General features: G+C 33.2%; 12 protein-coding genes. 10 read left to right on the top strand and 2 right to left on the bottom strand.

Features of this window, described 5'->3' with window-relative positions; genetic code table 11:
* The first annotated feature begins 383 nt into the window (after positions 1–383).
* From LV89_RS13925 to LV89_RS13905, 5 genes are all read left to right on the top strand, one after another.
* Positions 384–2,006 carry a S8 family peptidase gene (locus LV89_RS13925; protein WP_109743518.1) on the top strand — a complete coding sequence of 541 codons (1,623 nt, stop codon included), beginning with the start codon at positions 384–386 and terminating at the stop codon, positions 2,004–2,006.
* A 297-nt stretch (positions 2,007–2,303) separates the two neighbouring features.
* Positions 2,304–2,648, top strand: a complete 345-nt coding sequence (locus tag LV89_RS13920) for a response regulator (protein WP_109743517.1) — start codon at positions 2,304–2,306, stop codon at positions 2,646–2,648.
* A 313-nt stretch (positions 2,649–2,961) separates the two neighbouring features.
* Positions 2,962–3,249 (top strand): YtxH domain-containing protein, encoded by a 288-nt coding sequence (locus tag LV89_RS13915; RefSeq protein WP_109743516.1) that lies wholly within the window; start codon positions 2,962–2,964, stop codon positions 3,247–3,249.
* Positions 3,250–3,362: 113 nt separating this feature from the next.
* Complete coding sequence (locus LV89_RS13910) at positions 3,363–3,719, top strand: phage holin family protein (protein WP_109743515.1); 357 nt, start codon at positions 3,363–3,365, stop codon at positions 3,717–3,719.
* A complete protein-coding gene (locus LV89_RS13905; RefSeq protein WP_109743514.1) occupies positions 3,709–4,173 on the top strand; it encodes a hypothetical protein in 465 nt (154 codons plus the stop codon). Before LV89_RS13910 ends, LV89_RS13905 begins: the two co-directional genes overlap by 11 nt.
* Positions 4,174–4,198: 25 nt before the next feature.
* On the opposite strand, the gene LV89_RS13900 is transcribed toward LV89_RS13905, so the two are convergent.
* Entirely contained in the window at positions 4,199–4,630 is a 432-nt protein-coding gene (locus tag LV89_RS13900; RefSeq protein ID WP_109743513.1) for a response regulator, read from the bottom strand.
* A gap of 14 nt (positions 4,631–4,644) precedes the next feature.
* Positions 4,645–6,039: a sensor histidine kinase gene (locus LV89_RS13895; RefSeq protein WP_109743512.1), complete on the bottom strand. Its 1,395-nt coding sequence runs from the start codon at positions 6,037–6,039 to the stop codon at positions 4,645–4,647.
* A gap of 314 nt (positions 6,040–6,353) precedes the next feature.
* On the opposite strand from LV89_RS13895, the gene rpoN reads away from it, so the two are divergent.
* The 5 genes from rpoN (at position 6,354) to LV89_RS13870 (ending at position 13,363) form a co-directional block, all read left to right on the top strand.
* On the top strand, positions 6,354–7,823 hold the full coding sequence (gene rpoN / locus LV89_RS13890) for an RNA polymerase factor sigma-54 (protein ID WP_109743511.1): 1,470 nt from the start codon (positions 6,354–6,356) through the stop codon (positions 7,821–7,823).
* Positions 7,824–7,937: 114 nt separating this feature from the next.
* Complete coding sequence (locus tag LV89_RS13885) at positions 7,938–9,410, top strand: sigma-54-dependent transcriptional regulator (protein WP_109743510.1); 1,473 nt, start codon at positions 7,938–7,940, stop codon at positions 9,408–9,410.
* A 79-nt stretch (positions 9,411–9,489) separates the two neighbouring features.
* Positions 9,490–11,469, top strand: a complete 1,980-nt coding sequence (locus LV89_RS13880) for a PAS domain-containing sensor histidine kinase (protein ID WP_158279585.1) — start codon at positions 9,490–9,492, stop codon at positions 11,467–11,469.
* Positions 11,470–11,475: 6 nt separating this feature from the next.
* A complete protein-coding gene (locus LV89_RS13875; protein WP_109743508.1) occupies positions 11,476–11,916 on the top strand; it encodes a response regulator in 441 nt (146 codons plus the stop codon).
* A 7-nt stretch (positions 11,917–11,923) separates the two neighbouring features.
* The gene (locus LV89_RS13870; RefSeq protein WP_109743594.1) at positions 11,924–13,363 is read left to right on the top strand and encodes a hybrid sensor histidine kinase/response regulator; all 1,440 of its coding nucleotides are present in this window, start codon (positions 11,924–11,926) and stop codon (positions 13,361–13,363) included.
* Positions 13,364–13,430 lie beyond the last annotated feature (67 nt).

The raw sequence follows: 13,430 nt of genomic DNA, 5'->3' as shown, positions 1-13,430 counted from the left end.
AAATAAATGGTTGAAATATAGAAGATTAATTATGCTTTTATAGAAGTAACCATGAAATTTTATTTTTATTCCTCACTAACCGTTGAGATATTTATGCTTTTCTACAAATGACTAAGGGTTATAAAAAGTTTTTTTTGAAAAGTCTTCACACTGAAAGTTTACGTAAGATTTGAAAGAATTTAAGTAGTAATTTTTTTTATGTATTCATCTTGAAGGATTTTTAATAAAAGCGAATCTCAAATCGTAATTTTTTATTAGATTTGTAGAATATCATATTTTTACTCAGAAAAAATAACCATTATATTAGAAATGGATAATTTTGATGTAGAAAACAAGATAATTCCGCCACTAAGTAATCCTTATACTTTATAATAACTCAATCCATGAAATTGAAGAAATTTCTCCTCCTTTTCTTTTTATGTACTTCTTTTAGGGTTTCAAATGCTCAGTATTTGGAATTATCCCCTGAGAAAGCACCATTAAATTGGTTCAATCTTGATTATTTGGAAAATGGTGTTAGGGGAATAAGTACCGAAAGAGCTTATCGTGATTTCTTGAATGGGAAAACTTCAAAATCTGTATTGGTGGCAATTATCGACTCTGGAGTTGACATCAATCATGAGGATTTAAAAGACAATATTTGGGTAAATACCAAAGAAATTCCAAATAATGGAGTAGATGATGACAATAATGGTTACATCGATGATATTAATGGTTGGGATTTTTTAGGTGGAAAAGACGGAACAGACGTTTCAAGAGAAACAATGGAAGTTACTCGTGAATATGCTCGATTGAAGAAAATTTACCAATATATTCAAGATATTTCAAGCCTTTCGCCTGCCATGAAGGTTGAGTATGAACTATATAAAAAGTATAAAGCTCGTTATGAAGCCAAAGTTCAAGAGTTGCAAGAACAAGGTCCATTTGTCATTAAATTGTATGAAAAGTATATTGACTCTAAATTAATTCTTTCTACTTTCTTAAAAGTAAAGGACATTTCCAAAGAAGACCTTGCCAAAATCACTACAAAAGAGCCAGAGGAAATTAGAAAAGCTAAAAGAGTTTTTGAATTATTAGAGCAAATTGGTCAAGATGAAGAAAAGCTGAAAGAAGCCTACGAATACTATGACGCACAATTTAAATTTGGTATAAATCTTTCGTTTAATCCTCGCACAATCGTTGGTGATGATGTTGATAATATTAATGATAGAGATTACGGAAATAATGAAGTAAAAGGTCCAGACGCCCGTCATGGCACACACGTAGCTGGGATTGTTGCGGCAAATAGAAATAATTCTTTGGGAATTGCAGGGGTTGCCAGTAACGTTAAAATTATGGCAATTAGAGCTGTTCCAGAAGGGGACGAACGTGATAAAGATGTATCAAATGCAATAAGATATGCAGTTGATAATGGTGCTAAAATTATCAACATGAGTTTCGGGAAATCTGTTTCTCCACAAAAACAAGCAGTTGATGATGCTGTAAGATATGCACAGTCGAAAGGAGTATTGTTGATTCATGCGGCAGGCAACGAAAACGAAAATATTGACATTAGCGATAACTACCCATCAAAGAAATTTGATGATGGAAAACAAGCAGATAATTGGCTTGAAGTAGGAGCAACGTCTTGGATGCAACCACCAAGTGCAGTTGCTGAATTTTCTAATTATGGACATAAAACTGTGGATGTTTTTGCTCCAGGTGTAGATTTAAAGTCAACAGTTGTGGGGTCGCAGTATGAAGATTTAAGCGGAACGAGTATGGCAGCACCTGTTGTAACAGGCTTAGCAGCATTGTTGATGTCATATTATCCAGATTTTGATTTCAGAAAAATTAAACAAATTATTCTTAATTCATCTATTAAGTTGAATAAACTAAAGGTAAGCCAACCCGGTACAGGTGAATTAGTTGATTTTAGCTTATTATCGTCAAGTGGAGGCATTGTAAATGCTTATGAAGCCGTAAAAATGGCAGAAGAAGAGCTAAAGTTTTGGACTAAAAAATAAAATGTTTATCAATAAAATTGAAAAAATACGATTCTCTAAGATTTAGGGAGTCGTATTTTTTTTAATTTTATGTTGCTTCAATTCCGCAGTTTTTACTGATTAAAAAAGACATTGGGTATCTGAGTCTCAACAGAAGTCGTCGTTATGAACGACGACTTCCGTAAAGTACGCATCAAATCTTAAAAATGGGTATTGTAATTTGCTGGTATGATTTTTTTATCAACAAAAATATATGTAGTAACATTGAAATATTGAAACATACCAATTCAATACTTTTTACTTAAAATATCTTGTATCATGCACGAAGTAGCGTTAATAATTGATGATGAAAGAGACACTTGTTTACTTTTAAAACATTTTCTCAAGAGAAAGGGGATAACTTCTTACTATGCACATACGCTTCAAGACGGTATCGGAAAAGCTTCTGAGGTGAAACCTAATTGGTTATTTTTAGACAATAACTTACCTGATGGCTATGGCATTGATAGAGTGCAAGAATTAAAACTTTTATCTCCTAATTCAAAAATTATTATGATTAGTGCTATGGGGAATTTTTTTGAAATAGCCGTGAGTACTGGTGCGGATACTTTTATAGAAAAACCGCTTGATTTTATGAAAATCGAGCAGTCTTTATTGCTTTAGTTTATCATTCAGATATAGCCAGAATTTACACTTATCTTATTGGTTGATAATATTTTCTTTACTGCACTTGAGAACTCTACGTTTTTATTTTCCCAATTTCCTTTCTTGATTAAATTTCTCTAAAATATTTCGGCACTATACCTACTTAAAGGCTAAATAAGTGTTTGAATTTATGATTCGTAGCCTCCCCAAAGGTCATTTTTTATGCTCAATTTGAGGTATTTTTACCCCAAAAAACACTAAAAAAGTATCGGCACAGTTATTTTTCAACTTTGAGTAATTACATAATGTTTCACAATAAATATTAAAAATTATGTCAAATAACTCAAAAATTGTAATCGGAATTGCTACGGCTGCTGCAGTTGGTGCAGCAATAGGTTTAATGTTTGCTCCAGAAAAAGGCTCAGATTTGAGAAAAAAAGTGAAGCAAAATGCAAACTCTTGGGCTGATGATTTGCTAACAGCTATTCAGAATGGAAAAGATAATGCTAAAAACTTGGCAGATGATGCTCAGTCAAAAGCAAAATCATGGAAGAATAAAGCTAAAGAAGAGATTGAAGATGCGGTGGAAGTTGCTGATAGACAATTAAAAACAGCGTAAATTTTTGACTTGTTTAACCTAAAACCTTCAAATTTCAGGAAGTTTTAATCTTGAAACTGTTTGATTTCAGTATTAAAACTTCCTGTTTTAAAGCATTTGAAAATACCTGAATTATGGAATCAATTGAGCATATAAAAGACAAGGTCGAAAATATCTTTGAAGAAGCTTCGACTTATGCAGAGGCAAGATGGAATTTAGGGGTTTTAAATATGTCTTCTAAATTAGCAGATACGGTTTCAACAATGGCTACTACTTTGTTACTGGCTATGGTAGGGCTTACGGTTTTATTATTTATGAGTTTGGCAGTTGCATGGTTAATTGGCGAAAAACTGAATAGTTTACCTTTAGGACTATTTTTAGTAGGGCTGTTTTACGTCATAATAGGGGGTGTTATTTATTCCATAAAAGATAAATACATTAAACTTCCTGTTATTAATTTATTCATCAAAAAGTTTTACCATGAAGACTAAAATTGAAAATATAGACGATTTACGGGCAGAAAGAGCAAGGCTGAAAAACCAAATTACGATTTCTGGTATGAGATTAAAACAAGAATTTAATCTGGTGAAAGAAGAATTACAACCTGCACGACAAGCCTTAAATTTCACGAAGAGTTTACTTGTAAATAATCGTAAAAGTGATAGTATTGTTGGAATGGGGCTGCGTTTTGGTGTTAATACTTTACTTAGAAATACCGTATTAGCCCGTGCATCATGGTTGACTCGCTTAGTTGTTCCTTATGTTGCCAATAACTTTGTTTCTAAATATGTAGCCAATAATGACGACGCAATTATTGAAAAGACGGTCAGATGGGTGAAAGATAAAACTGAGGAAGAAAAACCTGTTTTGAAACATAAAACGGGCTTCGTGGAGAAAGGGTTGATGTGGATAAAAAAAATCACCAATGATGATGAAAAAAAATAATATTTTCGGGCATCATTGGTGGTTTTTATAGCGGAGGTAGCGTTACTACATCGAGCCAAAACTTCGTTAAAATTTTTAAAGTATTTGCTAATTCGCTAAAACTATTTGGTTTTACAATATAACCATTTGCTCCCAAACCATAGCACAAATTAACGTCTTCTGTCGCCTTAGATGTGGTAAGAATGATGACTGGAATTGACCTTAATTCTGGATTGTTTTTAATTTCTCTGAGTGCTTCTCTTCCGTCTTTTTTGGGCATATTCAAATCTAACAATATTAAAGACGGTTTATGGATTTCAGTACCACCCTCACCATTTTCTAAGTAATTTATCACTTCAACGCCATTTTCAACGTATTTTACGGAACAAGTAATTTGGCAATCTTCAAGGGCTGATTTTACTAAAAATCTGTCATCTTCATCATCATCTGCAATTAGTATAGTACGTCGTCTATTCATTGATTTTTATAATTTTAAGTAGTTGTTGCTGGGAAATATATATCAAATGTAGCCCCTTCGTAGGGCTTCGATTTTGCAAAAATAAAGCCATGATGGTTAGCCATTACTCTTTTGCAAATAGCTAAACCAATACCATTACCTTGAAATTCTCCTCGGTTATGCAAACGTTGAAAAATGATAAAAATTTTCTCTACGTATTGACTTTCAAATCCGATTCCATTGTCGATAATTGAAATTTTGTGGAACAAAATATTGTCTTTGCTCTGAGCAATGTTAGGTATATGTTTGGCATTTACTTCAGAATATTTTATCGAAATTTCAGGTTTTACACCTTGAAGAGCATATTTTAAGGAATTACTAATAAGATTTAAAAATAATTGCCTTATCTGAAAACCATATCCTTTTAAATACGGTAGGTTTTCGACTTCAATATTAGCATTTTTTTGATGAATTTCAACGGATAATTCTTCTAAAACATCATTAACTAACACATTCAGGCTGACTTCTTCAATTTGTTGAGATTTATGATTTACCATTCTTGAAAAATTCAGTAAGTCGTCAATTAATGTTTGCATTCGAGCGGCAGAACTGGCAATTTTTGAAAGTGTTTCTTGACCATCGTTTGTCAGTAATTCTTTTTGCTTTAACTGTAATTTATCGCTAAATGCCCTAATTTTCCTTAATGGTTCTTGTAAATCGTGCGATGCCACATAAGCAAATTGTTCTAATTCTGCATTTGAACGATTCAATTCTTCTACCTTTTTTTCGAGAGTCTTCTCTGTCAAAAATCTACGTTTTAGTTCTGTATTTACAAAATAATAGGAAATTCCTAAAAGTACCAAAGACGCAAATGATAACAATACCTGATAAATTGGCATAAGCGATAGTCCATAATTCTTTGAATTAGTTCGGATACTTAACAAATCTCTTTCGTTTTTTTGAAAAGTGATAACTCTTGTTCTGAGGCTATCCATTGTTTTTTTTCCGTATTCTAAAGTGGACATATCAATGGTCTTTCCTTTCTCAATCAGTGAAATATTATCTGTCAAGGCTTTTATTTTATTAATACTTAACTCTTTAATTTTCACAAGGCATCTTTTCTGAACAGCGTTATCTTTCACCAATACATCAAGCGAATCTAAATTTGCTAAAGCGTCTTTTTGTCCTGTGTTTAGAGGTTCAAGAAAAACTCGATTTTTAGTCAATAAAAATCCTCTTTGCCCTGTTTCAATATCTTTCATATTAGAAATAAACTCTTCGCTTATTAATAATACTTTTTGAGTATGCTCAACTGCATTTGTATTTGTCTGATTTACATACACTTGCTGAAATGACACCCACGATAATCCTAACAAGAGTAGTGCAAAGCCAAGAAAAGACAGTTTTATATATTTTGAAGTTTGTTGCATTATAAATATTATGAAAGAGTAGGTTTAAGTTTTTTGATGAATGATATACAATTTACGATAAATATGTAGAAAACGATTTCTACAAGGTGTGGAATTATCTCTACAATTTGTAGAAACTATTCCAAATTGTGGAATTGTGTATTTCCCAATTTATCTGCTTTATGAAAAAAAAGTAAATATATTTTTATTGTCAAGTGGTTGTAATTCAGAAGGTTATGTTTGTTTTGTTTGGTTTTTTATAAAAAGTAGAAAGAGATAAAATTTGTAGGCTCATTAATTGAATATACCTCTGTACACTCCAAAACTATGCAACCATGATGAATCTATCTCAAAATCAAAGACAAACGTTTAAAATAACGCCTCTGCAAATACAGATGCTTAATTTTCTTCAACTTTCTACACTGGAGTTGGAAGACCGTATAAAAAATGAGTTAGAGGAAAATCCGTTGTTGGAGGAAGGAAGTTTGAGTTCAGATGAAACAGAACGGGAGGATTATGACGATTTTGAGGAAGGTGTGAACAATGACGATTTTTCGGATTCATTAAAACCAGACAATGATTATGCAGATTGGGAAGAATACGCCCATGATGACATTCCTGATTATAAAACCAAAACTAATAATCAAAGTGCTGACGATGAATTGTACTCGATGCCCATTGTTCAAGAAAATGATTGGCGTACAGAATTGAAAGCACAAACTCATTGCTTGCCTTTTGATGAGCGACAAATGCTTTTGATGGATTTTATCATTGATTCTTTGACAGATAATGGTTTTCTTTCGTCTTCTGCTGAAACTATTGCGGATGATGTGTCTTTTACAAACAATATTTTTGTAAATGTAGAAGAGGTAGAACATTTATTGAAGGTTTTGCGAATGATGGACCCGCCAGGCATTGGGGCGGCTGATTTACAGGAGTGCTTGATGATGCAGTTGCAGAGAAAGAAAGAAAAAGGATTCGACGTTGACAATGCCATTGATATTGTAGCCTTTAATATTGACGAATTGGCGGTTCGCAATTTTGAGAAAATCATGCGTTTGCGTAATCTCACTTCAGATGAATTGAAATTGGCAATAGAGCAAATTACATCGCTAAATGCCAAACCTGTTATGGATGGAGGGGCGTCGCCGTTGGCAGTAAAAGATAATATTATTCCTGAGTATGTGATAAACTATGAAACTAACCTTCACGGTGATTCTACCATTGATATTTCCTTGAATAATAGTCGAATTCCATCAATAAAAATTAACAAAGATTTTGCCCAGACTATCAATTTAGCGAAAGACAAAGCTGCCAATCAGTACGTTAATACGAAATTGTCTGCAGCCAATTGGTTAATCGAAGCCATTCAGCAAAGAGAAACAACCATGTTGAAAACCATGAGAGCGATTGTGATTTTTCAAAAAGAATTCTTTAAAACTGGCGATATTCGTAATTTAAAACCGATGATTTTGAAAGATATTGCCGACCAAATTGGTATGGACATTTCTACTATTTCAAGGGTTACCAGTGGAAAATATGCTTTGACACCTTTCGGGACGATAAACTTAAAAGATTTGTTTTCAGAAGGAATAAAGGTAAATTCTGGCGAGGAAGTTTCAAACCGTGAAATTCAGCAAACAATTGCTAATTTAGTAGCAAGCGAAAATAAACAAGCTCCACTAAACGATTTTCAACTGATGGAATTATTATCGGAAAAAGGCTATAACATCGCCCGAAGAACCGTAGCTAAATATCGTGAAAATTTGAATATTGCTTCCGCCCAAATGAGAAGGGTTTTATAAGATAAAGTTGTGTTATTATTTGATTTTTAATCAAAGCCTAAAACAGATTCGTAAGGTAATAGACCAACCAAAAACTCAATCTATTGATAAATGTTAAGATAACTTAACCAAATTATGCAAAGAATATTAGTTATAGATGATGATACAGACATCTGCTTATTGCTACGTAGATTTCTGACAAAAAACAACTACGAAGTAGCCATAGCACATGATGGAAATACAGGTTTGATACTTCTTCAGGAGTTTCGTCCCGACTTAGTGATGACTGATTTTCGATTGGGAGATATGGACGGGGGGACTATTTTGTCAAAAATTAAAGAGAAATTTCCTTTCATTCCTGTTTTGATAATTACGGGTTATTCTGATATAAAAATTGCCGTAAATGTCATGAAATTAGGAGCTTACGATTATATCACAAAGCCTCTTTTTCCTGATGAAATTTTGCTGACCATCAAGAAAGCCCTCGAAAGCACTGAGTCTGAACAAGGCAGTATGCAAGAAAGTTTAAGTGGAAAATCTGGAGGAAATGAAGTATCTACTGAAACAAAAAAGAAATCATCTAAAGCGGTAAAATATATTTTTGGCGACGGCGAAGAGTCTAATTATTTATTAAAGCAAATTCAGTTAGTTGGACCAACCAATTACAGCGTTTTAATTTACGGAGAAAGTGGGTCAGGAAAAGAATCAGTTGCCCAAGAAATCCATTTGCACAGTAAAAGAGCCAATCAACCATTTGTAGCAATGGACTGTGGGGCTATTTCTAAGGATTTAGCTGGTTCTGAACTATTTGGACACGAAAAAGGAGCATTCACAGGGGCATTAACTCAGAAAATTGGACACTTTGAATTGGCAAATGGTGGAACAATTTTTTTGGATGAAGTAGCAAATCTTCCTTATGAAGTACAAGTATTACTTTTGAGAGTGGTACAAGAACGCACCATGAAAAGAATTGGAGGAACAAAAGAAATTCCTTTGGATGTGAGAATTGTAGTGGCTTCCAACGAAAAACTTCATGAAGCCTCAAAAAGAGGGAAATTTAGAGAAGATTTATTCCACCGTTTCAACGAATTTAGTATTGATGTGCCTCCTCTACGTGATAGAAAAGCCGATATTATGGTATTTGCTAAATTCTTTTTAGACCAAACAAATGCAGAATTAGGGAAGCACGTAAAAGGTTTTTCTCCAGATGTTATCGAAAATTTTATGACGTATGCTTGGTACGGAAATCTTCGAGAAATGAGAAATGTCATTAAACGGGCTACACTTTTGACAGACGGAGACTTTATTGAAGCAAAAACGTTACCATTTGAAATTTCTAATTATGCTAAACTATTATTTACCGATACCATTAATACGCCAACTGTTCAACCAAATATTAGTCATTATACCACCACACCGACCGAATCCACGCCAATCGTGGAGGTGGTGACTAAAAAACCTTCATTAAAAAGTGCAGCCGTTGAAGCAGAATATGAAATGATATTGAAGGTACTCAAAGATGTTAATTTTAATAAAAGTAAAGCAGCTCGTTTATTAAATATCGACAGAAAAACCCTCTACAACAAAATGAAAATGTTTGAATTATAATTAACACATACCAAAATTACCACTTATTGCTATTCTGAACAATATGGATTTATCGGATTATATACTTAAATCGCTCAACTTGTCGAACAAGAATGACCTGACTGAAAACCTTTTAAAGGCAATTCCTGACTTTGTTTATGTTATTGATTTCATATCAAATGAAATAGTGTATTTGAATCACAAAACAGAAGTTTTTGCCAATTATAAAGCAGACGAATTTTTAAAATTAGATATAAAAATAGGTACTACTAATAAGACAGTTAGTGGTGTTACTTTAATTGAACAAATTGCAGATTTATACAATGATGCTAATATAGGTGATACTCGTAATTTTCATCTTGAATTTACCAATCAAGACAATAAATTATCAATTGTTCGAAATAGAGGTACATTGTTGAAAAGTGAAACGGCTGAAAATGCCTTTAAAGTGATAGTTTTTGCTGAAGATATTACAGCTTATATCGAAAATTTAAGAAAGGATTTGCTACATCAAAAACAATTGAATGACGCAGAACAGTTATTTAATTATGGTAGTTGGGAGTGGGTTTTAAAGAATGATTATGTCACTTGGTCGAATGGGCTATTTGATATTTTTGGCTATAACTGTAATGATTATCCAGAGTCGAAAATGATTTACGGTGTTTATAATCAGCACATTGTACCCGAAGACAGACGGCATTCAAAAGAGTTGTCGTTGCAAGCAATTGCAGATAAATCTTCATTTTATGAATTTGAACATGAAATAATTGACACCTTCGGAAATAGAAAATTACTTCATGTAAGAGGAAAGTGTTTTTTGGATGAAAATGGAGAAGTAAATCGTGTTTTAGGAACGTCTGAAGATATTACAGAGCTTAAAAAACTAAAAAATACACTCAAATACAAAATTGATGAATTGTCGGTGGCTTATGAAGAGTTAAAAAAAACAAAGGATTTGTTTAAAGAAGCTGAGTCGATGATGAGTTATGGAAGTTTTGATTGGGACGTAGAAAAAGACGAAATACAATGGTCTGACGGTTTGAAGAGAGTTTATGGAGGCATAAATTTTGAAAATTTACCGCAAAAATTAGACTACAATTTTTATAAAAGTTGCCTTCACGAAGACGATTTATCCCGTGTTACAGACATCGTAAATCAGGCAATTATTGACAAATGCTCTTATGCTTTTGAACATAGATTATTTGATTTGGACGGCGTTGAAAAAACCGTCAATACTCGTGGTTGGGTGGTTACCAATGAAGAAGGAAAAGTGATTCGTTTCATCGGAAACACCGTTGACATTACAGAGTTGAAAATCTATGAAAAGGAATTAGAAAATAAAATAGAAGAACTCAACAAGTCGAACGAGCAATTAGAACAGTTTGCTTATATCGCTTCCCATGATTTGCAAGAGCCTTTGCGGAAAATTATGGCTTTTGGAGAACGTTTGAGTAGCAAATTTGCAGGGCAACTTCCCGACGATGGTCAATTTTATGTAAACAGAATGTTAGATGCAGCCAATAGAATGAAAATTCTGATGGAAAATCTTTTATCTTATTCAAGAGCGTCTCGAAAAATTGAACCCGTAGAAAACGTTGCTTTGAATGAAGTAATAGAAATGGTTTTGAGTGATTTTGAGGTTAAAATACAAGAAACTGAAGCACAAATTGAGATTTTACCTCTGCCAACCATCAAAGGGTTACCAACTCAAATGCAACAATTGTTTCTAAACTTAATCAGTAATGCCTTAAAGTTTGTTCAACCCAATCAAAAACCTCACATTAAAATTGAGTCATTTGAAGCCACCAAACAAGAATTAAAAGGGCTGAATTTTCCGCTGAAAGCGAAAAAATATCATAAAATTGTGGTGTCCGACAAAGGAATTGGCTTTGATGCTGAATATGCCGAAAAGATTTTCATTATTTTTCAACGTTTGCACGGTAGAGCTGAATTTGAAGGAACAGGATTAGGTTTGGCAATATGTAAGAAAATTATTGATAATCACGATGGTTATATTAAGGCAGAAAGTGTTTTGAACGAAGGAGCAAAATTTATCGTGTATTTGCCCAATAATAATTAAAAAAATATGGAAAAGAAAAGTGTTACCATTTTAATAGCCGATGACGACCCCGACGACCGTTTGATGACGAAGGAGGCTTTGGAGGAAAGTTTTTTAGTAAATGAATTGAAATTTGTGGTAGATGGTGTTGAGTTATTAGAATATCTCAGAAGACAAGGGAAATTTGTAGAAGTCAAAGATAGCCCACGTCCCGGAATTATTTTATTAGACCTCAATATGCCAAAAATTGATGGGAGAGAGGCTTTAAAATTAATAAAAACTGACCCCGATTTGAAAAGTATTCCCATTGTGGTTCTTACTACTTCAAAAGCAGATGAAGACATTGTGAAAACTTATGATTTAGGTGTTAATTGTTTCATCTCTAAGCCTGTAAGTTTTTCTGATTTTGTGGAAGTAACCAGAGCTTTAGGTAATTATTGGTTTGATATTGTTCAATTACCAAAATAAAAAAACGATGTTTAAAGGCAGAACTATTAAAATTCTTTTGGTGGATGATGATGAGGATGATTTTTTTTTAACGAGTGAGTACATCAAGGAAATTAAAGGTCAAAAATTTGAAATAGATTGGGCATATTCTTTCGATAATGCTCTTCAAAAAATCAAAGAAAAACAGTATGACCTGTGTTTCTTTGATTTTTTGTTAGGAGCAAAAACGGGTTTAGACTTACTGAAAACAGGTACTGAAAACGGACTTCAAGCTCCTGTAATACTTTTAACTGGCAAGGGCGATAAAAATATAGACATGGAGGCTATGATTTTGGGGGCTTTTGATTATTTGGTAAAAAGTGAATTGGATGCTGAGAAGTTAGAACGTTGTATCCGTTATTCTCTCGACCGTGCCAATACGCTGGCGACGCTTCGAGAAAGTGAAAGAAAGTATAGAAATATTTTTGCACAGACCAAAGAGGCAATTTTTGCTACCCAATTAGATGGTACTTTTCGGTATTTTACACCTGCTACTGCCGAGCTTTTAGGTTATACCGAAGAGGAGTTAATTCGTAAAAAAAGCTATACAACCTTTGTTCGTTCAGATGAAAGATTGAGATTTATCATGATGCTTGAAAAACAAGGTGAAATCAGTAATTATGAGGTAGAATTGGTGACCAAATTTGGAGAAAGAAAACAGTGTTCAATCCATTGTAATCGTCAACTTGATAGCGAAGGAGTACCCTATTATTTAGGGATTATTCATGATATAACTTCCAGAAAAAAAGATGAAAGAGATTCTTTACTCTTTGAAAAAATGGCAGCAACAGGTCGTTTAGTCAGAACTTTAGCTCATGAAGTTCGTAATCCTTTGACCAATATCAATCTGTCGTTAGACCAAATGGGAGAAGATTTTGAGGACGAAGATGCCCAATTTTTCATGGATATTATTCGCAGAAACAGTCAACGGATTAATGATTTGATTACAGAGTTATTGAATACTTCTAAACCTTCAGAAGTAATTTTTAGTCGCCATGATTTAACAGAAGTTTTAGAGACTACCATTGAACAAGCCATTGATAGAATTAATCTGAAGGGAATACATTTAAAGAAAAACTTTACGCCTGATATTTGGCTTGATTTAGACAAATCAAAAATTCAAATTGCTTTTCTTAATATTATCATCAATGCCGTGGAGGCTATGAAAGAAGGGGAAGGCGTATTAGAAATTTCAACCTCATTCAATAACAAAAGCGTTATTATAACAATAAAAGATAATGGAATAGGCATTAGTCAAGAACACGTAGGAAGGCTTTTTGAACCATATTTCACTTCTAAAAATAATGGAATTGGTTTAGGATTAGCCGCAACGCTCAACATTATTCAATCGCACAAAGCAAGAGTAGAAGTTGATTCTGAATTGAATAAAGGAACAGTTTTTACGATTACTTTTTCAAGAGTAGTTTAATTTAGACCCATTTTAAAGATTTGATGCGTACTTTACGGAAGTTTGTTAGCATTAGATTAGACAACTT

Source organism: Arcicella aurantiaca, from assembly GCF_003148625.1.
Lineage (GTDB): Bacteria > Bacteroidota > Bacteroidia > Cytophagales > Spirosomataceae > Arcicella > Arcicella aurantiaca.
This window is presented reverse-complemented; position numbering and strand designations above follow the sequence as displayed.

Bases quoted from the DNA above. Each gene is read 5' to 3' on its own strand.
- LV89_RS13925 (WP_109743518.1), top strand. From the start codon at position 384: ATGAAATTGAAGAAATTTCTCCTCCTTTTCTTTTTATGTACTTCTTTT.
- LV89_RS13915 (WP_109743516.1), top strand. From the start codon at position 2,962: ATGTCAAATAACTCAAAAATTGTAATCGGAATTGCTACGGCTGCTGCA.
- rpoN (WP_109743511.1), top strand. From the start codon at position 6,354: ATGATGAATCTATCTCAAAATCAAAGACAAACGTTTAAAATAACGCCT.
- LV89_RS13885 (WP_109743510.1), top strand. From the start codon at position 7,938: ATGCAAAGAATATTAGTTATAGATGATGATACAGACATCTGCTTATTG.
- LV89_RS13875 (WP_109743508.1), top strand. From the start codon at position 11,476: ATGGAAAAGAAAAGTGTTACCATTTTAATAGCCGATGACGACCCCGAC.
- LV89_RS13920 (WP_109743517.1), top strand. From the start codon at position 2,304: ATGCACGAAGTAGCGTTAATAATTGATGATGAAAGAGACACTTGTTTA.
- LV89_RS13905 (WP_109743514.1), top strand. From the start codon at position 3,709: ATGAAGACTAAAATTGAAAATATAGACGATTTACGGGCAGAAAGAGCA.
- LV89_RS13895 (WP_109743512.1), bottom strand. From the start codon at position 6,039: ATGCAACAAACTTCAAAATATATAAAACTGTCTTTTCTTGGCTTTGCA.
- LV89_RS13870 (WP_109743594.1), top strand. From the start codon at position 11,924: ATGTTTAAAGGCAGAACTATTAAAATTCTTTTGGTGGATGATGATGAG.
- LV89_RS13910 (WP_109743515.1), top strand. From the start codon at position 3,363: ATGGAATCAATTGAGCATATAAAAGACAAGGTCGAAAATATCTTTGAA.
- LV89_RS13900 (WP_109743513.1), bottom strand. From the start codon at position 4,630: ATGAATAGACGACGTACTATACTAATTGCAGATGATGATGAAGATGAC.